The sequence below is a fragment of the Caproicibacterium amylolyticum genome (assembly GCF_014467055.1).
Taxonomy (GTDB): domain Bacteria; phylum Bacillota; class Clostridia; order Oscillospirales; family Acutalibacteraceae; genus Caproicibacterium; species Caproicibacterium amylolyticum.
Genome location: NZ_CP060696.1, coordinates 268640 through 287109, shown reverse-complemented (window position 1 = coordinate 287109; position 18470 = coordinate 268640). Strand labels below are relative to the sequence as shown.

The window sequence follows — 18470 nt, the reverse complement described above, 5'->3', positions numbered from 1 at the left end:
TTGCATGGGCAAAGCCTTACTTTGCCTTTTCGATAATCTCCACAAGACGCCACCGTTTGTCTTTACTAAGCGGGCGGGTCTCCATCACACGCACGCGGTCACCGATGTTGCACTCGTTATTCTCGTCATGTGCCTTCAGTTTAACAGTACGCTTAATAACTTTTTTGTACAGCGGATGCTTGACGCTGTCCATAATGGCCACAACAACGGTCTTGTCCATTTTGTTGCTGACCACCGTGCCAACCTCAGTCTTCCGGTTGTTTCTCTGTTCGCTCACGATGTTTCCTCCTTCCGGTTACGCGTTTGCGCTGTCTTTAAGCTCATTGGCGCGCAGAACGGTCTTTACGCGGGCAATATCTTTTTTAACAGCGGAAATACGCATCGGGTTGTCGAGCTGGTTGATCGCAAGCTGGAAACGGAGGTTGAAGAGCTCCTCTTTCAGGTCCTTGAGCTTGCTCTCGAGCTCTGCAGTTGTCATCTCCCGAACTTCAGAAGCTTTCATTACTGGGCAACCTCCTCTTCCTTCGCAACTACCTTTGTCTTGATAGGCAGCTTGCTTGCCGCCAGACGCAGGGCTTCACGTGCGGTGGCCTCAGGCACACCGCCGATTTCAAACATAACACGGCCGGGCTTAACCACGGCCACCCAGTACTCAGGGGAACCTTTACCGGAACCCATGCGGGTTTCAGCCGGCTTCTCAGTAATAGGCTTGTCGGGGAAGATCTTGATCCAGACCTGACCGAAACGTTTGCAGTAACGAGTCATGGCAACACGAGCTGCCTCAATCTGGTTTGCGGTGATCCATGCAGGCTCAAGAGCCTGAATACCGTAATCACCGTAAGTCACCTTATTGCCGCGGTAAGCTTTACCGGTCATGCGGCCGCGGTGAACTCTGCGGTACTTTACGCGCTTGGGCATTAACATTACTTGCGGCCTCCTTCCCGACGGGGCGCACGGCGGTCGCTGCGCTGTTCAGCATTGCTGGAAGCGCGGCGGTTGTCGTGAAGGACTTCGCCCCGGTAAATCCAAACTTTTACGCCGATGCGGCCGTAAGTTGTGGCAGCCTCAGCAAAACCATAATCAATATCTGCGCGCAGTGTCTGCAGCGGAATAGTACCGTCGTGGTACTGCTCGGTGCGGGCAATTTCAGCGCCGCCAACACGGCCGGCAACCTGCGTTTTGATACCCTTTGCGCCAAGCTTCATGGCGCGGCCAATGCACTGCTTCATAGCGCGGCGGAAAGAAGTACGCTTCTCCAGCTGCTGAGCAATGTTTTCGGCTACGAGCTGTGCGTTAAGATCAGGTGTTTTGACCTCAACAATATTGATGGTGACAGGCTTGCCCAACATTTTTTCGCACTGCAGGCGCAGCTTTTCAATTTCAGCGCCGCCCTTGCCGATAACCATACCCGGCTTTGCACAGTGAATGTGGACACGCACTTTAGATGCATCACGTTCAATTTCAATCTTCGGGACGCCCGCGGAATAAAGCTGCTTTTTCAGCGTTCTGCGCAGTTTGTAGTCTTCCACCAGGGTATCGCCAAAGTCTTTTGCATTGACATACCAGCGGGAATCCCAATCTTTGATAACACCGACACGTAAACCGTGCGGATTAACTTTCTGGCCCATTGTGTAACCTCCTCTGCTTTATTCCTTTTCCTTGAGCACCAGCGTCACGTGGGAAGTCCTTTTCAGGACACGGTACGCGCGGCCCTGTGCACGCGGACGGATGCGCTTGAGGATCGGGCCCGGGCACGCATAGCACTCTGATACATACAGCCGGGAAACGTCCATGCTGTGGTTGTTCTCAGCGTTAGCCATAGCCGACTTGAGCAGCTTTACCAGATACTCGGTAGCGGCCTTGGGCGTATTCTTAAGGATAGCCATAGCTTCATCCACCGGCTTGTTGCGGATAAGGTCCAGCACAATGGACACTTTACGAGGGGAAATACGGGCGTATTTCAGGTTAGCCCTTGCTTCCATGTGATACACTCCTTTCAGCCGTTATTTTGTCGGGGCAGTGGTTTTACTGCCGGAATGACCTTTAAAAGTACGGGTCGGTGCGAACTCGCCAAGGCGATGGCCGACCATATCTTCTGTAATATACACCGGAACATGTTTGCGGCCGTCATGAACTGCAATGGTGTGGCCAACAAAATCCGGGAAAATGAAGGATGCGCGGCTCCAGGTCTTAACGATCTTCTTTTCGCCGGCAGCGTTCATCGCTTGGATCCTCTTCAGCAGACCAGGCTCTACAAAAGGACCCTTCTTTAAGCTTCTGCTCATGGTTTAAAAGCTCCTTTCTAATGCCTTATTTGCCGTTTCTGCGCTTCACGATAAACTTATCGGAAGCCTTGTGATGATCACGAGTCTTGTAGCCAAGAGCAGGTTTGCCCCAAGGGGTCATCGGGCCCGGATGTCCAACAGGTGATTTGCCTTCGCCACCGCCGTGCGGATGGTCGTTCGGGTTCATAACAGAACCACGAACGGTCGGGCGCCAGCCCATGTGACGCTTGCGGCCTGCTTTGCCGAGCTTTACGTTCTCGTGGTCAATGTTGCTGACCTGGCCGATTGTAGCCATGCAGGTGTCAGGCACATTGCGCAGCTCACCGGAAGGCAGGCGGAGCAGCGCCATGCCGTTTTCCTTAGCCATCAGCTGTGCCATGATGCCGGCTGCACGAGCCAGCTGAGCGCCCTTGCCGGGGTACAGTTCCACGTTGTGGATGTAGGTACCGGTTGGGATAGCGGACAGTGGCAGTGCGTTGCCTGGCTTAATATCAGCTTCTGCACCAGAAACGATAACGTCGCCGGCCTTCAGGCCATTCGGTGCAATGATATAAGCTTTCTCACCGTCTTCATACTTTACCAGTGCAATAAATGCGGAACGGTTCGGATCATACTCAATGCCCTGTACAGTTGCGGGCACACCGTTCTTCTGGCGCTTGAAGTCGATGATGCGGTACTTGGTACGGTTTCCGCCGCCGCGGTGGCGGACGGTGATGCGGCCGTAGCTGTTGCGGCCGGCGGTCTTTTTATTTGTGTCCAGCAGGCTCTTTTCCGGGCCTTTCTTGGAAAGGCTGGAGTAATCCGTCACAGACATGTTGCGGCGGGACGGCGTGCTGGCGGTATAGTTCTTAATAGCCATTCTCTGGTTTCACACTCCTTAAACTTGGCTTTGCGGGGTGTCCTTAAAAAAGGAGCGGCGTTTTGGCAGCCGGACGCAAAAGCATAAGCCTTTGCGCGCCCCATACGTTGCCCGAAGGCCAATATCGTTTTGGCGGTTTACAGCATACCCTCGAAGAATTCGATTGTTTTGCTGTCTTCTGTCAAAGAAACGACGGCCTTCTTCCAGGCCGGGGTGAGACCCTGACTGCGTCCCTGGCGGCGCAGATGGCCGCGGACGTGCAGGGTGTTCACTTTGCGCACCTTAACGCCGAAGAGTTCTTCAACGGCCTTTTTAATGTCAACTTTCGTTGCACTCGGAGCGACCTGGAACGTATAAGCTTTATTTGCGATACCCGCCATGGATTTCTCCGTGACGACAGGGCGCAGAATAATCTCATGTGCAGTCATTATGCATATACCTCCTCGATCTGTGCCACGGCGTCTTTCACAACGATGAACTTGTCAGCGTTGAGGACGTCGTAAACGTTGAGGGTGTTGGTCAGGGCTGTCTTCACGCCGGGGATGTTGCGGGCGGAAGCAATAACATTTTTGTTGTTTTCCGGCAGGACCAGCAGGACGGTCTTGTCAGCGCCCAGTGCCTTGAGCATATCGGCCACAGTCTTGGTCTTGTAGGAGTCCATGGAGATGCTGTCAAGAACAATCATCTCGTTGTCTTTCACCTTGCTGGAGAAAGCGGACTTCAGGGCCAGGCGGCGAACCTTTTTGTTCAGGGTGTAGCTGTAGTCGCGCGGCTTCGGCGCAAACACGATGCCGCCGTGGGTCCACTGGGGAGCCCGCGTGGAGCCTTGGCGTGCATGACCTGTGCCCTTCTGGCGCCACGGCTTTTTGCCGCCGCCGGAAACCTCGCTGCGGGTCAGGGCGCTCTGTGTACCCTGACGGCGGTTTGCGAGCTGGTTCTTTACAACGTCATGCATTACATTGACGTTGGGTTCGACACCGAAAACGGCATCGGAAAGGTCAATCTTGCCGACCTCTTTACCTGTCATATCTTTCACTGCGATTGTAGGCATTGCGGTTCCTCCTTCCCTTACGCTTTCTTCGCTTTGACGCTGTCGCGGATGCAGACAATACCGCCGTTCGGGCCAGGTACGGCACCTTTAATGGCAATCAGATTGTTTTCTGCGTCCACCTTGGCCACTGTCAGGTTCTGAACAGTGGTGGTTACGGCGCCCAGATGGCCGGAGCGGTGCTTGCCCGGGAATACACGGGACGGGTCGGAGCAGCAGCCGGTGGAACCGCCCATACGGCCGACAGGGCCTGTACCATGGGATTCCTTCAGGCGGCCAAAGTTCCAGCGTTTGATAACGCCGGCCCAGCCTTTACCTTTGCTGGTGCCCTGAACATCAACGCGGTCGCCTTCTGCGAAGACGTCTGCTTTGACAATGTCGCCGACATTAACGGAAGAAGTGTCATTCAGACGGAACTCGCGCAGGGTCTTCTTCGGGGCAACGTCGCCCTTATCGAAGTGGCCTTTCAGCGGTTTGTTCACGCGCTGAGCCTTCAGCTCGCCGAAGCCCAGCTGAACACTTTCGTAGCCGTCGTTCTCAACGGTCTTTTTCTGGGTTACTGCGCAGGGGCCGGCTTCAATAACAGTTACCGGAACGACATTGCCCTGTGCATCGAAAATCTGCGTCATGCCGATTTTCTTGCCGATGATTCCTTTTTGCATTTTTGTTCCTCCTATGCAGGTTATTGGTTGGCGTTGCGCCAACATGACCTCGGCCGCACGCAGCCTTGCGGCTGCTCGGTAGGTTGAGGGTTCATTACTTATAAGGCTGTGCCTTACAGTTTAATTTCAATCTCAACGCCGGCGGGGAGCTCGAGACCCATCAGAGCCTCAACAGTTGTGTTGGACGGTCTGAGGATGTCGATCAGACGCTTGTGTGTGCGCATCTCAAACTGTTCACGGCTGTCCTTGTACTTATGAACAGCACGCAGGATGGTGATGATCTGCTTTTCGGTCGGCAGCGGGACAGGGCCGCTTACGCGGGCACCTGTGCGCTTTGCGGTCTGCACGATTTTCTCTGCAGACTGGTCAACCAGCTGATGGTCATACCCCTTGATACGAATCCTCATTTTTTCCTTGACTGCCACTTAAATCGCCTCCTTGTTGTAGTTGGCGGACAGAGCCTTTGCAGGCGACGTTCTTTTCAAACACTGTGCCGGGTGTTTCTTCCCAGCCCATTGAAAAACCGGATCCTCCAAAATGGAAGACCCGGGTGCAATCAAAAACGTCAGAGCGCACAGCTTCGCAAAGGAAGCCCTGCTCTCATTTGATTCTCTCTCGCCCGGTTTTAAATCGGACATACTCCACGGAAAAACCGGCCATGTGGCCGCAACCTCCCGCTTCAACGCATATCTGTCGCAGTCGTACTCAGTTATAATAACATATCCAGTATAAGAATGCAAGCATTATTTTTCGCGTAAATCTAAAAAATTTTGCTGCAGCCAGCCTGTGAATTTTATTATACATCTGACTCCACAAGATAAATCTCATTTTTTGAAAAATAGAGAACAACCAAGTGGTCGGTACCTGCGTCTTTTGTGTATTCTTTCCAATGATAAGGTCTGGTGAAGTCCGGCACATCCTGTGTGGAGAGTGACAGCGCCGAAATCACGTCTCGCGTCACATTTTCAACAGCGGAATTGGGCTGGCTGGGCAGCGCGGTAAAATAAGAGTCGTCATCCGCATCAGAAAGGGTCAGACGGCTAATCGCACTTCCGTCACCCATCCAACCAGGCTCCATACGGTACAGCGTTTGTCGCTGCAGCGACGGCGGCAGGTATGCGACAGTGTGCCACTGCACCCGTTCTGTCAGCCGATAGATTGCATTTTGTGAAACCGCTGCGCCTCTCCAAATAATTAATGCAGCACAAAGCACGGAAATTATCGCAATAATAGCCACTGCCTTTTTTTTTAGGAAAAATTTATGAGTATATTCGTATTTTTTTATCATACTTCTTTTATTCTCCAAGTATTTTTACATATATTATACTCTGCTCCATGATTTTGTCAACAATTATTAAAATAACCAAAAGCCATTTTTACAGTGTCTTAACTACACCGCAAAAATGGCTTTTTATTAGGATATTCAGTTGCTTTTATTGTTTTTCACCTTTGGTCCCCACCCCCGCAGCTTCTGGTAGGCACCTGCAAGCCCGGCCATATCCGGTGTATCCCATGTTTTTGAAAAACTTGTCACAAAGGAATCCCAGCCGTTTTTGCGCGGCCAAATCTTCAGAGGCTCGTCTTTCCACGGTGTATGCGCGCGGTACTTCAGGTAGTCCACGCGGAACGGTGACTGGTACTCCTGAAACCACGGCTTTGTCGGCAGCGAACCGCCTATATAATGTATAAGACGCAGATCAGCCAGTGCGTCATTCAGTTCTGCCGACGTAAAGGTACGCTTTTGCAGTGTGTTTCGCAGTGCTACACAGTTCATTGCCAGACGACTGACACCGGCAGGATAATTCCAGCGCAGGTCAAGCCGGTGCACCAGCTTCGGCGGCAGTGCCAGGTTCAGCATGGACTGGTCGCAGTATTCCAATTTCGCGCCATAACCGCGCAGCACATTTCGGCAGCGCTGCTGCAGTTCGTGCCGGTGGCAGTTGTTCAAATCGAACAGCAGCACACCCGCATTGAAATAGTACGGTGTATTATAGAACGGTTTGTCCACATGCAGTGCCAGAAACGGTGTGCAGTCCAACCCGGCGGCAAGGCAGGCTTCCCCCATGTCTGTTTCCCACAGTTCCCGCATGGAACCGCAGCAAGCAACATCGCCGTCCAGCCAAAGGATACGGTCCAGCCGTGGAAACACATCACAGATACAGGCATATACGTACTGCACACTGCTGCCGCGCCAACTGCGCATTTGAAATTCTTTTTCCATCGGTTTCAGAAAAGGCGCAGGATCAATGCAGGTAATCTGCACGTTGTCAAAGTCATCCGCAACACTGCACATTTTTTCGCGCAGGCTCTGCGGCACCGCTTCACACAGCACATATACCTGAATTTCCTCCATGTCGCGGTTGTTCTCAAACACAGAGCGCATGGAAACCGCCGTCTGTCCGCAGTAACCCGCATTTGTACCATATAACAAATTCATGCTTTTCGTTCTGCCGCCTTTCTGCGTTTTTGCAGTGCTTCTTTTGCACTTGCGGCACAAATCCACGCACAGGTGCGCGCCGTAAAGCCGGCAAAGGTGTGCGGGCGCATGCCGGTAGCCGCAAACGCAGCAACCGGTTTGTCGTCTTTCGCCAAAATTCCGGCATAGCCTGTTCCGGTCAGGGCGACACTGGTGGACTTGCCAATCGTTTTGCAGACCGCCGCACCGACCGCGAGGACACCTGCAGCAATGCTGACCGCCACCCACTTAGAAGATTTCATAATTTCCCCTCAAATGCTCGTTTTGGTGCGGCAAAATGTCATTAGTATTGCCGGCCCCAGTACACCATGTGCGTTGCAGGCTTGCCACAGCAAACACAGGTGTCGCCAATGTGTTCTTCCTCGAACGGAATGCAGCGGGACTTCACGCCGCCGGTTTCATCTTTCAGTTTTTCCTCACAGGCAGGGTCGCCGCACCACATCGCCTTAATGAAGCCCGGCTTGTTCTTGGCAATCTCCAAAAACTCCTCATGATTATGTGCCGCGTAAATCTTGCTTTCCAGATTGTCTTTTGCATTGTTATACAGAATCTCGTGCACCATATGAAGTTCAGACTTCACGGACTCCACAAGGCCGTCCAAAGAAACAAAGGACTTGTTGCGGTCAGGGCGGCGAACCAGCACACACTGATTCTTCTCAATGTCCTTCGGCCCGATTTCCAAACGAATCGGCACGCCCTGCATTTCATACTGTGCAAACTTCCAGCCGGGGGACTGCTCGCTGTCGTCCACCTTCACGCGCAGACCGGCTGCCTTCAGCTCTGCAAAAAGCTCGTTCGCCTTGTCCAGCACGCCGGGCTTATGCTGTGCAACCGGCACAATGACTACCTGAACCGGTGCAATCGCAGGCGGCAGAACCAGTCCGCTGTCATCGCCGTGCGTCATGATAATGCCGCCGATCATACGGGTGGAAACGCCCCAGCTTGTCTGGAACGGATGCTGCAGCTGATTGTTTTTGTCCGTAAATGTAATGTCAAAGCTCTTCGCAAAGCCATCGCCGAAGTAATGGCTGGTGCCGCCCTGCAAAGCAACACCGTTGTGCATCATGGCTTCAATGGTGTAGGTCGCCACGGCACCGGCGAATTTTTCGCTTTCCGTTTTCTGCCCAATGACCGGCGGGATAGCCAGCGCGTCGCGGTAAAAGTCTGCGTAAACGTTCAGCATCTGCAGCGTTTCCGCCTGCGCTTCTTCCTCAGTTGCGTGCATGGTGTGTCCCTCCTGCCAGAGGAACTCACTGGTGCGCAGGAACGGGCGGGTGGTCTTTTCCCAGCGGACAACGCTGCACCACTGGTTGTACAGTTTAGGCAGGTCGCGCCAAGAGTGAATGACTTTTTTATAATGTTCACAGAACAGGGTTTCACTGGTCGGACGGATGCACAGGCGTTCTTCCAGCTTGTCATTGCCGCCTTGTGTGACCCATGCCACTTCCGGTGCGAAACCCGCAACGTGTTCCTTTTCCTTTTCCAAAAGGCTTTCCGGAATCAGCAGCGGCATATAAACGTTCTGGTGACCAAGCTCCTTAAAGCGCTTGTCCAGAATTGCCTGCATATTTTCCCAGATTGCGTAGCCGTAAGGTTCAAAAATCATACAGCCCTTGACGCTGCTGTAATCCATCAGTTCCGCCTTTTTGACAACGTCCGTGTACCAGCGGGCAAAGTCCTCCTCCATAGGCGTGATTTCTTCAACCAATTTCTTCTGCTGTGCCATTCTTCAGTTCTCCTTTATGCGATTCGCCGCGCCAATAAGCCGCAGCACAGTTTACTCCTGCTCTTTTCCCTCGTCTGCTTTCTTTTTGCCGGTCACTTTGCCAAGAATCACGATAACCGCAAAGATGATGAGCATCACAATAAAAATGCCCGCCATGCCCTGCAGCATCAGCCACAGGGAGGAAATCAGCTCACTGATTTTCACCGTACCCATAATGCTTTTAAAATCCAGCGGCAGCGCCGCAAAAACTCCTAAAACTGCATGCATTCGTTACACCCCCAGCATCGTATGCGCAAGGTTCAAAATAATGCCGCCCGCAACAACGGAGCCAATCTGCCCCGCCACATTCGCACCCACCGCGTGCATCAGCAGGTGGTTCTGGTTGTCCTCTTTCAGTGCCATTTTCTGAATGACGCGCGCACTCATCGGGAACGCAGAAATGCCCGCGGCACCAACCATCGGGTTGATTTTCTTTTCCTTTGGCAGGAACAGGTTGAGCACTTTTGCGAACAGCACACCGCCAACCGTGTCAAACACAAACGCAAACAGGCCGAGTGCCATAATCAGCAGCGTGCCCCAGTTTAGGAACTGCTCCGCCCGCATCTGGAACGCAATCGTAATGCCGAGGAAAATGGTAATCAGATTTGCCAGCGGCCCCGCAGCGGTTTCTTTCAGGCTGTCCAGCTTACCGCACTCCCGCAGCAGGTTGCCGAACATCAGGAAGCCGACCAGCGCTACGCTGTCCGGTGCAATTAATCCGGCAATCACCGTTACAATGATTGGGAACAAAATGCGGGTGGTTTTGGAAACATTCGCCGGATTGTACGGCATGTGAATCGTGCGTTCCTTGTGGGTCGTCACCAGCTTGATTGCCGCCGGCTGAATAATCGGCACCAGCGCCATGTAGCTGTACGCCGCAACTGCGATAGCGCCCTTGTAGCTGGAGTTAAGCTGCTGGCTTACCATAATGGAAGTCGGGCCATCCGCTGCGCCGATAATGCCGGCGCTCATGGCGTCGTTAAGCGGGAAGCCAAGCAGTACCGCCAACACCACTGTCATAAAAATGCCGAACTGCGCTGCAGCACCAAACAGAAGCATCCGCGGATTGCTGAGCAGCGGACCGAAGTCAATCATCGCACCAATGCCGACAAACAGCAGCAGCGGCATGGCCTCGCTAGCCTCAATGCCAACGTGGAACAGCCACTGTACAATTCCGTTGTCCCCCAAAACGCCGCTGAACGGCAGGTTTACCAGAATTGCGCCGAAGCCCATCGGCAGCAGCAGGGACGGCTCAAAGTCCTTCTTTACCGCCAGCCAGATGAGCAGGCCGCCGATAGCCCACATCACAAGCATTTTCCAGCCGATGGCTTGCACGCCGCTGATTAAAAAGCTGAAATTTTCCAAAACCCTTGCACACTCCTTCTCCTGCCCCTTTTATGCAGGACTAACAGTATCTGGTTTTCACCGCATACAGTGTTCCCCAGATGAATGAGTATATTATAGAGAAAAACAAAAGGAAATGCAACTGCCACGTTTGCCGGCCCTTCAGCAAAAGTTCCGCCCGCCCTTTCAAGGGTGGTAGAGGTGTGGGGGCAAAGCCCGCCACGTCCTTGCCCGTAAAACCCTTGGCGCAAAAAATAAGTACCCAAGCAAGTGTTCCCTGCGGCGGCGAAGCCACGCCGCAAAAAGGTTGGCTGAAAGCACTGACAGGTTGTCCCCAAAGTTCAAGGCCTTGGGAACCTTTCTTGCAGTCTCCCAAACCCGCGAGTGCTTCTTTAGGATAAGGTCAAGAGATAAGGCCGTGGGTGCTGCCCTCACCTGCAGCCTTGTGAACATACCCCATTCTGAACACGTGAGGCTGGCGAAAACTTTACTGTGAATACAATAAAAAAAGCCGCCTTTTAGGCGGCAGGATGAAGTGCTTACATATGCTCTTCAATATAATTGACCAGATCTCCGACGGTTTTGATATTGTCAACCTCCCCATCCGGGACTTCAATCTCAAATTCGTCTTCGATGGACATCAGCAAATCGACCACATCCAGTGAATCGGCGCCCAGATCATCGGCAATGCTCATCTCGGCAGTGATGTTGTCTTCTTCCACATCAAACTGCTCAGCAAGAATGTGCTTGACTTTTTCCAGTACCATTGGTTTCCCTCCTCCTGCTTTCAGTTATAGACAAACCCGCTTCGGCAGCGGTATAATAATACCGTCACCAAAGAGCCTGGATTTATTCTATCCACAATACTATTAGCAAAGCCTGTCTTTGTCAATATCTTTCTCAAAATTTTCTCTGAAACTTTGTAAATTTTTAAATTGGGGGGCAGTGTTATGCCGCAGAAACGATTCGCCGTTGTCGGTCATCCGATTGGACACACCATGTCGCCGTTCATCCACCAAAAGCTGCTGGAACTTTGCGGAATGGACGGCACCTACACCAAGCTGGACATTCCGCCGCAGGAACTGCCCGCACGGTTTGCAGACACCCTGCGTTTGCTGGACGGCTTTAACATTACGATTCCCCACAAACAGGCTGTACTGCCGCTTCTGGACGAAGTCAGCGGAGACGCCGCAAACTTTGGCAGTGTCAATACCGTCGCCGTACGCGGCGGCAAAGCGACTGGCTACACCACCGACGGCATTGGTTTTGTCCGTGCACTCTCCGCCGCGGGCATTCCGCTCAAGGGACATGTTTTGCTGCTGGGCAGCGGTGGCGTGGCGCGCGTGTTTGCAAATGAAATTCTGCGCACGCCCGCCGTTACCGGCCTTACAGTCGTTATGCGGCGGCATGCAAGTGAACTGCCCTGCAGGCAGGACTCGCCGCGGGAAATCTCCGAAAAAGCCGTTCTGCGCCGCAACAGAGAGAATACTTTCGTAGACAGTCTGGACAAAGCTATCCGGAATGCCTTTGCCGAACGATGCCCACAGGGGAAAATCAGCGTGACCGACAGTGAAGCTTTGGAACATGCCTGCGCTGCCGGTGAACGCTTTAGTCTGTTGGTAAACGGCACCAGTGCCGGTATGTATCCCAATCTTTCGGACTGTTCGGTATCCAAGCAGGTCGTTGGTGCTTGCAGTGCTGTTTTTGACGCAGTTTACAATCCCGGTATCACCATGCTGCTGAAATATGCAAAAGAGCAGGCCATCCCTTGTGCGGGCGGCATGGGCATGCTTGTCTGGCAAGCGGCTGCTGCAGAGGAAATCTGGCTTGGCTGTCGGTTTCGTCCGCAGGAGGTTTCTCCGATTATTGAAGCAGCCTCCCAAACCATGCGCCGACAGTTCGGCAATGTTGTGCTGTGCGGCTTTATGGGCTGCGGCAAAAGCACCGCCGGGCAATTGCTGGCACAGAAGCTTGGTCGGGACTTTGTGGATATGGATACTTTTATTGAGCAGCGGGAAAACAAAACCGTTTCCGCAATTTTCGCGGAAAACGGGGAAGAGTATTTCCGCAGCTGTGAAGCAGACGCCTGCCGCACACTCACCCGCAGAAGCGGGCTGGTCATTGCCACCGGCGGCGGTACGCTGCTCAATACGAAAAACGTTGAAATTCTGCGGGAAACAGGCATCATTGCGCTGCTGCAGCCGCCGTATGAAACCATTGTCCAGCGCCTTGCAGGCGACCACACACGTCCGCTGCTGGAGCGTCCGGACAAAGAAACCGCTATGCGCAAGCTTTACGAAAGCCGCATGCCGCAGTATCAGGCCGCTGCCGACCTTGCTGTAACCGCTGCCGAAAGTGCCGCTGCCGCGCAGGAACTTGCCGCGCTTCTTGCAAAAGAGTAATCGAATTTGCTTTAAATCGTTAAAATATGTTGACAATCACTGTCTTTCTGTATTATGATAAGCAGGAAGTCCGAATTTTCGTCAATCTTGCGTTAAAGGAGCTTCAGCATGCAGGCATCCAGCACACATCGATTTAGCTATTTTTGCTTCCCCAGCTTTTATTTTACCTGGGGCTATTCGCTGTGTGTAAAAAACTGCTGTAAGCTTCCCTGTTAAAGGCGCAGACTAAGACTATATTTTTATGTTTGCATATTCTTTAGACGGAGCTCACAAGCAGCTCCGTCTTTTTTTATATGAAATTTTACTCTGGAGGGTACCCTGATGATTATTGTTTTAAAGTCAGATTGTACAGAAGACCAACGCAAGGAATTTGTTGCAGAGCTGGAGGACACCTATGGCGTTTCCGTCAACACCTGGGTCGGCGCACAGAGCACTGTGCTCGGCTTAATTGGTGACACCGCCTGCATTGACATTGACAACATCGGTGCAAACGAAATTGTGGAATCCGTCAAACGTGTGCAGGAGCCTTATAAAAAGGCAAACCGCAAGTTCCACCCGGATGACACCGTTGTAAAGCTGCCGAACGGTCTGCAGATTGGCGGCGGCACCATGACACTGATTGCAGGACCCTGCAGTGTGGAATCTGAGGCGCAGATTACCGAAGTGGCAAAGCGTGTTCACGCCGCAGGTGCTCAGTTCCTGCGCGGCGGCGCCTTTAAGCCCCGCACCAGCCCCTACGCGTTCCAGGGCCTGAAAGCAGAGGGTCTGGAACTGCTGAACGTAGCAAAAAAAGAAACCGGCATGCCCATCGTCACCGAACTGATGAGTGTCCGCCAAATTGATCTGTTCCTTGAAGCCGGCGTGGATGTCATTCAGGTCGGCGCACGCAACATGCAGAACTTTGACCTGCTGCGTGAGCTTGGCCACTTGAAAACACCGATTCTGCTCAAGCGCGGCCTTTCCGGCACGATTGAGGAGCTGCTGATGAGTGCTGAATACATCATGGCAGGCGGCAATGAAAATGTCATTCTCTGCGAGCGCGGCATCCGCACCTACGAAACCTTTACCCGCAACACACTGGACATTTCTGCTGTGCCGATTCTCAAAAAGATTTCTCATCTGCCGGTTGTAGTTGACCCGAGCCATGCAGGCGGAATTTCCTGGCTGGTAGAGCCGCTGGCAATGGCAGCCGTTGCCGCCGGTGCAGACGGTTTGATTATTGAAGTGCACAATAATCCGAAGAAGGCGCTTTCCGACGGTGCCCAGTCCCTAACTCCTGACCAGTTCGACCATGTAGCAGGCCGCATTAAGGAAATTGCCCCCCTGTTCGGCAAAAAGCTGTAACCGAACCTGCATACGAACAGACGGGCTCATCTGCCCGTCACTTGAAGGAGGAACCGCTGTGAAACGAAACATTGTCATTGTTGGGCTGGGTCTAATCGGCGGAAGCCTTGCAAAAGCCTTTACGAAATACACCGACTGCCATGTAGCCGGATTTGATACGGACCCCGCTACTCTAGAGGAAGCTCTGGCCTGCGGCGCCATTACAAAAGCCGGTGACGACTGCGACCTCGCTGGGGCCGACATTGTATATTTGTGCCTGTACCCGCAGGCGGACATTGACTTTGTAAAAACGCATCTTTCCTCTTTTCAGAAACACACCGTTGTCACTGACGTATGCGGCATTAAAGCGGAAGTCTGCCGTGGGCTCTGTGCACTGGCTAAAGAGGGCGGCTTCACCTACTGCGGCGCACACCCGATGGCCGGTACGGAAAAGCACGGTTTTTCCGCCTCCCGCGCCGACCTTTTTACCGGTGCAAGCTACATTCTGGTTCCCTGCGGCGCTCCGGAAAAAGTACAGGAGCTGCTGCGGCAGACTGCCTTTGCACTTGGCTTTGGCCGCTCGGTTTCCACTACACCGGAGCAGCACGACCGGCTGATTGCGTTTACCAGCCAGGTGCCGCACGCGCTTGCCTGCGCCTATGTAATGAGCCCGCGCTGCCCGGAGCACCGCGGCTTTTCCGCAGGCAGCTACCGGGATGTTTCCCGGGTGGCAAACATCAATGAAGTCATGTGGTCAGAACTGTTTCTGGACAACCGCACCGCACTTACCGAAGAATTGGACACTCTGCTGAAAAACTTAACGGACATTCGCAACGCGGTCGCCGAAAATGACCATGACAAGCTGGAGGAACTGCTGCGGCAGGGCCGCCTTGTAAAGGAGGAGCTTGGAGAATGAAGCTGACTGTAAACACACAGCCGTCTTACGAAATTATCATCGAAAACGACTGCCTTACCCAAATTGGAAGCCGCGCAAAGGCGCTTTTGCCAAAAGCGGAGCGTGCGGTACTGGTGTCTGACACCAATGTAGCACCGCTGTACGCCGAAAAAGTAAAGCAGTCGCTGGAAAATGCCGGATTCTCTGTTTCCACCGCAGTTTTTCCCGCCGGGGAACAGAGCAAGAATCTAACGACGATTTCGTCGTTTTACGCGGCTTTTTCCAAGGCGAACCTGACCCGCACCGACTTTGCAGTGGCGCTGGGCGGCGGTGTCTGCGGCGATATGACCGGTTTTGCGGCGGCAACGTGGCTGCGCGGTATCCCATTTATCCAGATTCCGACCACGCTGCTTTCGCAGGTGGATTCCTCCGTCGGCGGCAAAACCGGTGTGGACCTGCCCGAGGGTAAAAATTTGGTAGGTGCGTTCCACCAGCCCGCGCTGGTGCTGATTGACCCGCAGACACTTTCCACTCTGGCCCCCGCTTTCTTTGCGGACGGCATGGGGGAAGTCATTAAATACGGCTGCATCCGCGACAAATCGCTGTTTGACCGCCTTGCCGCTGAGGACTGCCGCAATTACCTTGCAGAAATGATTTACACCTGTGTAGACATTAAGCGGCAGGTCGTGGAGCGCGATGAACGCGACACCGGCGAACGCGCCATTCTCAACTTTGGGCACACGTTTGGGCACGCGTTGGAGCGGGTGCAGAACTACGGCGGCCTTTCCCACGGAAAAGCCGTTGGCATCGGCATGGTGCTGATTTCACAGATTGGCGAAAAGAACGGTCTGACTGCAGCAGGCACTGCGGAAAGCATCACAGCACTGCTGCAAAAATACGGTCTGCCCACCTCCTGTGAAGAAACACTGGAAACATTGCTTCCGGCTACCGCGCATGACAAAAAAAGCAGCGGCAGCGGCGTGAAGCTAGTTTTCCTGAAAACGATTGGGGAATGTTTTACGCAGAATGTTCCGCGCAGTGAACTGCCCGAACTTTGTGGGGTATCGCAATGAACCGCGCGCGGATTCAGCCCAGCAGTCTGCACGGCACCGCCGCACCGCCGCCCAGCAAAAGCGCCGCTCACCGCGCCATTATCTGCGCCGGTCTTGCAAAGGGAAGCAGCGTGCTTTCTCCTATCGGCACCAGTGTGGACATGGCCGCAACCATCGGCTGCATGGAAGCACTCGGCGCTGCGGCGGCACAAACCGAAGATACTTTACAGATTCAGGGCATCTCTGCCCTGCCCGCCGCGCCGGTCACGCTGGACTGCGCGGAAAGCGGCTCTACCCTGCGGTTCCTGATTCCGCTGGCAGCGGCACTCGGCGTAACGGCGGAATTTGTCGGGCGCGGGCGTCTGCCGCAGCGTCCTTTAGGCATTTATCTGGATTTGCTGCCGCAGCACGGCGTTGCCTGCAAAACCGCCGCCGGCCTGCCGCTGACGGTTTCCGGACAGCTTCAGCCGGGTGATTTTTGCCTGCCGGGGGATATTTCCAGCCAGTTCATTACCGGACTGCTGTTTGCACTGCCGCTGCTTTCTGGCGACAGCACCATTACGCTGACAACCCCACTGCAAAGCGCCGCTTATGTGGACATGACCTGCAGTGCGCTGCAGAAATTTGGCGTACAGGTTACCCGTACGGAAACCGGCTGGCTGGTGCCGGGCAAGCAGACGTACAAAGCGGGAAATCAGCAGATTGAGCGGGACTGGAGTCAAGCGGCGTTCCTGCTGACCGCGGGTGCGCTGGACGGCGAGGTTTCCCTTTTCGGACTTGACCAAAACTCCGCGCAGGGCGACCGTGCGATTGAGGATCTGCTGCGCTGCTTCGGTGCAGACCTCAGCTGGCAGGACGGCGTGCTGACCGCACGCCCCGGCGAACTGCACGGAATCGACATTGATGTAGAGCAGATTCCCGACTTGGCACCGATTCTCGCAGTGGTGGGAGCCTTTGCGCAGGGACACACCCGCTTGCTCAACGGCGCACGGCTCCGCTTAAAAGAGAGCGACCGCCTGACCGCCCTGCGCCGCATGGTCTGTGCACTGGGCGGGCGAGCAGAGGAAAAAGCGGACAGTCTTATTATTTACGGCACTAGTCTTTCCGGCGGCACTGCGGATGGCTGCAACGACCACCGCATCGTTATGGCTGCGGCTATCGCCGCGCTGCGTGCCAAGCATCCTGTTGTAGTGACTGACGCAGAAGCCGTGCGCAAAAGCTGGCCGGAATTTTTTGATGTATACAAAGATTTAGGGGGAAAAGCGGATGTCATCCTGGGGTAAACAGGTAAAAATCAGTATTTTCGGTGAAAGCCACGGCCCGGCAATCGGCTGTATCGTAGAGGGACTGCCCGCCGGAGAAGCCATTGACCTTGACGCGGTGCAGGCACAGATGGCGCGCCGCGCCCCCGGGCAGGACAGCGCCAGTACCCCGCGGAAAGAAGCAGATGCTCCGCAGGTGCTTTCCGGCCTGCTGAACGGTATAACGATCGGTGCGCCGCTGTGTGCGGTGATTCAAAACACCAATACGCACTCCAGCGACTACAGCAATCTGCTGGCGGTTCCGCGCCCCGGCCATTCTGATTATCCGGCATGGGTCAAATACCACGGCTATAATGATATACGCGGCGGCGGGCACTTTTCCGGCAGGCTGACTGCTCCACTGGTATTTGCGGGCGCGGTCTGCCGCCAGATTCTGGAACGAAAGGGCGTCGTACTGGGTGCACACGCGCTTTCCGTCGGCACCGTCAGTGACAGCCCACTTAACCCTGAACCGGCAGCGCTGGCGGCGCTGAGTACTGCCTACTTCCCAGTGCTGGAGGCAGAGAAAAAAGACGCAATGTACCGCGAAATAGAAACCGCACGCGCGGCACAGGACAGCATTGGCGGCGTTATTGAATGCGGCATTGCCGGTGTGCCCGCCGGGCTTGGCGGCGAGGGAATGTTCGGCGGCGTGGAAAGCGTTTTTTCTTCTATTCTGTTTGGGATTCCCGCCTGCAAGGGTGTGGAGTTCGGTGCGGGCTTCGGTGCGGCAAAGCTTCACGGCAGTGAAAACAATGACCCCTATTACTACGACGCAGAGGGACATGTGAAAACACGCACAAACAACGCCGGCGGCATTTTAGGCGGTATCACAACCGGTATGCCTATCGTATTCCGCACAGCATTTAAGCCAACCCCCTCCATTGCCAAAGACCAGCAGAGCGTGGATTTGACCACAAAAGAAAACACCGTGCTGGCTGTGCGCGGCCGGCACGACCCCTGCATTGTGCCGCGTGCTGTGCCGGTGGTGGAGTCCGCCGCCGCACTGGCGCTGATGAATCTGCCCGGAATTTTAAATGGTACTGCGGAGGTGTAAC

The 18470-nt window shown here is 54.1% G+C and carries 24 protein-coding genes; 6 read left to right on the top strand and 18 right to left on the bottom strand.

Going from position 1 to position 18470, the window contains the following annotated elements:
* Nucleotides 1-16: 16 nt before the first annotated feature.
* From rpsQ to acpP, 18 genes are all read right to left on the bottom strand, one after another.
* Nucleotides 17-277 carry a 30S ribosomal protein S17 gene (rpsQ, locus tag H6X83_RS01270; protein WP_212507388.1) on the bottom strand — a complete coding sequence of 87 codons (261 nt, stop codon included), beginning with the start codon at nucleotides 275-277 and terminating at the stop codon, nucleotides 17-19.
* Nucleotides 278-295: 18 nt separating this feature from the next.
* The gene (rpmC, locus tag H6X83_RS01265; RefSeq protein ID WP_212507387.1) at nucleotides 296-502 is read right to left on the bottom strand and encodes a 50S ribosomal protein L29; all 207 of its coding nucleotides are present in this window, start codon (nucleotides 500-502) and stop codon (nucleotides 296-298) included.
* A complete protein-coding gene (gene rplP, locus H6X83_RS01260; protein WP_212507386.1) occupies nucleotides 502-924 on the bottom strand; it encodes a 50S ribosomal protein L16 in 423 nt (140 codons plus the stop codon). Before rplP ends, rpmC begins: the two co-directional genes overlap by 1 nt.
* Nucleotides 924-1628 (bottom strand): 30S ribosomal protein S3, encoded by a 705-nt coding sequence (gene rpsC, locus H6X83_RS01255; RefSeq protein ID WP_212507385.1) that lies wholly within the window; start codon nucleotides 1626-1628, stop codon nucleotides 924-926. Before rpsC ends, rplP begins: the two co-directional genes overlap by 1 nt.
* A gap of 18 nt (nucleotides 1629-1646) precedes the next feature.
* Nucleotides 1647-1982: a 50S ribosomal protein L22 gene (gene rplV / locus H6X83_RS01250; protein WP_212507384.1), complete on the bottom strand. Its 336-nt coding sequence runs from the start codon at nucleotides 1980-1982 to the stop codon at nucleotides 1647-1649.
* 21 nt (nucleotides 1983-2003) lie between these two features.
* On the bottom strand, nucleotides 2004-2285 hold the full coding sequence (gene rpsS, locus H6X83_RS01245; protein ID WP_212507383.1) for a 30S ribosomal protein S19: 282 nt from the start codon (nucleotides 2283-2285) through the stop codon (nucleotides 2004-2006).
* Nucleotides 2286-2310: 25 nt separating this feature from the next.
* Nucleotides 2311-3144 (bottom strand): 50S ribosomal protein L2, encoded by an 834-nt coding sequence (rplB, locus tag H6X83_RS01240; protein WP_212507382.1) that lies wholly within the window; start codon nucleotides 3142-3144, stop codon nucleotides 2311-2313.
* 137 nt (nucleotides 3145-3281) lie between these two features.
* The gene (rplW, locus tag H6X83_RS01235) at nucleotides 3282-3572 is read right to left on the bottom strand and encodes a 50S ribosomal protein L23 (protein ID WP_212507381.1); all 291 of its coding nucleotides are present in this window, start codon (nucleotides 3570-3572) and stop codon (nucleotides 3282-3284) included.
* The gene (rplD, locus tag H6X83_RS01230) at nucleotides 3572-4195 is read right to left on the bottom strand and encodes a 50S ribosomal protein L4 (RefSeq protein WP_212507380.1); all 624 of its coding nucleotides are present in this window, start codon (nucleotides 4193-4195) and stop codon (nucleotides 3572-3574) included. The genes rplW and rplD overlap by 1 nt, the downstream gene beginning before the upstream one ends.
* Before the next feature lie 17 nt (nucleotides 4196-4212).
* Entirely contained in the window at nucleotides 4213-4854 is a 642-nt protein-coding gene (gene rplC / locus H6X83_RS01225) for a 50S ribosomal protein L3 (protein ID WP_212507379.1), read from the bottom strand.
* A 113-nt stretch (nucleotides 4855-4967) separates the two neighbouring features.
* Complete coding sequence (rpsJ, locus tag H6X83_RS01220) at nucleotides 4968-5261, bottom strand: 30S ribosomal protein S10 (protein WP_476695784.1); 294 nt, start codon at nucleotides 5259-5261, stop codon at nucleotides 4968-4970.
* Nucleotides 5262-5650: 389 nt separating this feature from the next.
* Entirely contained in the window at nucleotides 5651-6142 is a 492-nt protein-coding gene (locus tag H6X83_RS01215; protein WP_212507378.1) for a hypothetical protein, read from the bottom strand.
* Between the two features lie 135 nt (nucleotides 6143-6277).
* Complete coding sequence (locus H6X83_RS01210; RefSeq protein WP_212507377.1) at nucleotides 6278-7291, bottom strand: glycosyltransferase family 8 protein; 1014 nt, start codon at nucleotides 7289-7291, stop codon at nucleotides 6278-6280.
* Nucleotides 7288-7572 carry a hypothetical protein gene (locus H6X83_RS01205; protein ID WP_212507376.1) on the bottom strand — a complete coding sequence of 95 codons (285 nt, stop codon included), beginning with the start codon at nucleotides 7570-7572 and terminating at the stop codon, nucleotides 7288-7290. Before H6X83_RS01205 ends, H6X83_RS01210 begins: the two co-directional genes overlap by 4 nt.
* A 41-nt stretch (nucleotides 7573-7613) precedes the next feature.
* Entirely contained in the window at nucleotides 7614-8963 is a 1350-nt protein-coding gene (gene proS / locus H6X83_RS01200; protein ID WP_425489207.1) for a proline--tRNA ligase, read from the bottom strand.
* Nucleotides 8964-9107: 144 nt separating this feature from the next.
* The gene (locus H6X83_RS01195; RefSeq protein ID WP_212507374.1) at nucleotides 9108-9323 is read right to left on the bottom strand and encodes a hypothetical protein; all 216 of its coding nucleotides are present in this window, start codon (nucleotides 9321-9323) and stop codon (nucleotides 9108-9110) included.
* A gap of 3 nt (nucleotides 9324-9326) precedes the next feature.
* Nucleotides 9327-10409 carry a sodium ion-translocating decarboxylase subunit beta gene (locus tag H6X83_RS01190; protein WP_212508452.1) on the bottom strand — a complete coding sequence of 361 codons (1083 nt, stop codon included), beginning with the start codon at nucleotides 10407-10409 and terminating at the stop codon, nucleotides 9327-9329.
* 569 nt (nucleotides 10410-10978) lie between these two features.
* Nucleotides 10979-11206 carry an acyl carrier protein gene (gene acpP, locus H6X83_RS01185; protein ID WP_212507373.1) on the bottom strand — a complete coding sequence of 76 codons (228 nt, stop codon included), beginning with the start codon at nucleotides 11204-11206 and terminating at the stop codon, nucleotides 10979-10981.
* Nucleotides 11207-11389: 183 nt separating this feature from the next.
* Between acpP and H6X83_RS01180 the strand changes: the two genes are divergently transcribed.
* The 6 genes from H6X83_RS01180 to aroC all read left to right on the top strand — a co-directional run bounded on the left by H6X83_RS01180 (nucleotide 11390) and on the right by aroC (nucleotide 18469).
* Nucleotides 11390-12841, top strand: coding sequence for a shikimate kinase (locus tag H6X83_RS01180; RefSeq protein ID WP_212507372.1), 1452 nt, complete (start codon nucleotides 11390-11392; stop codon nucleotides 12839-12841).
* Nucleotides 12842-13162: 321 nt separating this feature from the next.
* On the top strand, nucleotides 13163-14185 hold the full coding sequence (gene aroF / locus H6X83_RS01175; protein ID WP_212507371.1) for a 3-deoxy-7-phosphoheptulonate synthase: 1023 nt from the start codon (nucleotides 13163-13165) through the stop codon (nucleotides 14183-14185).
* 58 nt (nucleotides 14186-14243) lie between these two features.
* Nucleotides 14244-15080 (top strand): prephenate dehydrogenase, encoded by an 837-nt coding sequence (locus H6X83_RS01170; RefSeq protein WP_246419412.1) that lies wholly within the window; start codon nucleotides 14244-14246, stop codon nucleotides 15078-15080.
* Nucleotides 15077-16132 (top strand): 3-dehydroquinate synthase, encoded by a 1056-nt coding sequence (gene aroB, locus H6X83_RS01165; protein ID WP_212507370.1) that lies wholly within the window; start codon nucleotides 15077-15079, stop codon nucleotides 16130-16132. Before H6X83_RS01170 ends, aroB begins: the two co-directional genes overlap by 4 nt.
* Nucleotides 16129-17394: a 3-phosphoshikimate 1-carboxyvinyltransferase gene (gene aroA / locus H6X83_RS01160; RefSeq protein WP_212507369.1), complete on the top strand. Its 1266-nt coding sequence runs from the start codon at nucleotides 16129-16131 to the stop codon at nucleotides 17392-17394. The genes aroB and aroA overlap by 4 nt, the downstream gene beginning before the upstream one ends.
* Nucleotides 17378-18469, top strand: a complete 1092-nt coding sequence (gene aroC, locus H6X83_RS01155) for a chorismate synthase (RefSeq protein ID WP_212507368.1) — start codon at nucleotides 17378-17380, stop codon at nucleotides 18467-18469. The genes aroA and aroC overlap by 17 nt, the downstream gene beginning before the upstream one ends.
* The last annotated feature ends 1 nt before the right edge of the window (nucleotide 18470 follow it).

Coding starts and splice junctions, on each gene's coding strand:
- rpmC (WP_212507387.1), bottom strand. CDS start 502: ATGAAAGCTTCTGAAGTTCGGGAGATGACAACTGCAGAGCTCGAGAGC.
- rplP (WP_212507386.1), bottom strand. CDS start 924: ATGTTAATGCCCAAGCGCGTAAAGTACCGCAGAGTTCACCGCGGCCGC.
- rpsC (WP_212507385.1), bottom strand. CDS start 1,628: ATGGGCCAGAAAGTTAATCCGCACGGTTTACGTGTCGGTGTTATCAAA.
- rplV (WP_212507384.1), bottom strand. CDS start 1,982: ATGGAAGCAAGGGCTAACCTGAAATACGCCCGTATTTCCCCTCGTAAA.
- rpsS (WP_212507383.1), bottom strand. CDS start 2,285: ATGAGCAGAAGCTTAAAGAAGGGTCCTTTTGTAGAGCCTGGTCTGCTG.
- rplB (WP_212507382.1), bottom strand. CDS start 3,144: ATGGCTATTAAGAACTATACCGCCAGCACGCCGTCCCGCCGCAACATG.
- rplW (WP_212507381.1), bottom strand. CDS start 3,572: ATGACTGCACATGAGATTATTCTGCGCCCTGTCGTCACGGAGAAATCC.
- rplD (WP_212507380.1), bottom strand. CDS start 4,195: ATGCCTACAATCGCAGTGAAAGATATGACAGGTAAAGAGGTCGGCAAG.
- rplC (WP_212507379.1), bottom strand. CDS start 4,854: ATGCAAAAAGGAATCATCGGCAAGAAAATCGGCATGACGCAGATTTTC.
- rpsJ (WP_476695784.1), bottom strand. CDS start 5,261: ATGAGGATTCGTATCAAGGGGTATGACCATCAGCTGGTTGACCAGTCT.
- H6X83_RS01215 (WP_212507378.1), bottom strand. CDS start 6,142: ATGATAAAAAAATACGAATATACTCATAAATTTTTCCTAAAAAAAAAG.
- H6X83_RS01210 (WP_212507377.1), bottom strand. CDS start 7,291: ATGAATTTGTTATATGGTACAAATGCGGGTTACTGCGGACAGACGGCG.
- H6X83_RS01205 (WP_212507376.1), bottom strand. CDS start 7,572: ATGAAATCTTCTAAGTGGGTGGCGGTCAGCATTGCTGCAGGTGTCCTC.
- proS (WP_425489207.1), bottom strand. CDS start 8,963: ATGGATTACAGCAGCGTCAAGGGCTGTATGATTTTTGAACCTTACGGC.
- H6X83_RS01195 (WP_212507374.1), bottom strand. CDS start 9,323: ATGCATGCAGTTTTAGGAGTTTTTGCGGCGCTGCCGCTGGATTTTAAA.
- H6X83_RS01190 (WP_212508452.1), bottom strand. CDS start 10,409: ATGCTTGTGATGTGGGCTATCGGCGGCCTGCTCATCTGGCTGGCGGTA.
- acpP (WP_212507373.1), bottom strand. CDS start 11,206: ATGGTACTGGAAAAAGTCAAGCACATTCTTGCTGAGCAGTTTGATGTG.
- H6X83_RS01180 (WP_212507372.1), top strand. CDS start 11,390: ATGCCGCAGAAACGATTCGCCGTTGTCGGTCATCCGATTGGACACACC.
- aroF (WP_212507371.1), top strand. CDS start 13,163: ATGATTATTGTTTTAAAGTCAGATTGTACAGAAGACCAACGCAAGGAA.
- aroB (WP_212507370.1), top strand. CDS start 15,077: ATGAAGCTGACTGTAAACACACAGCCGTCTTACGAAATTATCATCGAA.
- aroA (WP_212507369.1), top strand. CDS start 16,129: ATGAACCGCGCGCGGATTCAGCCCAGCAGTCTGCACGGCACCGCCGCA.
- aroC (WP_212507368.1), top strand. CDS start 17,378: ATGTCATCCTGGGGTAAACAGGTAAAAATCAGTATTTTCGGTGAAAGC.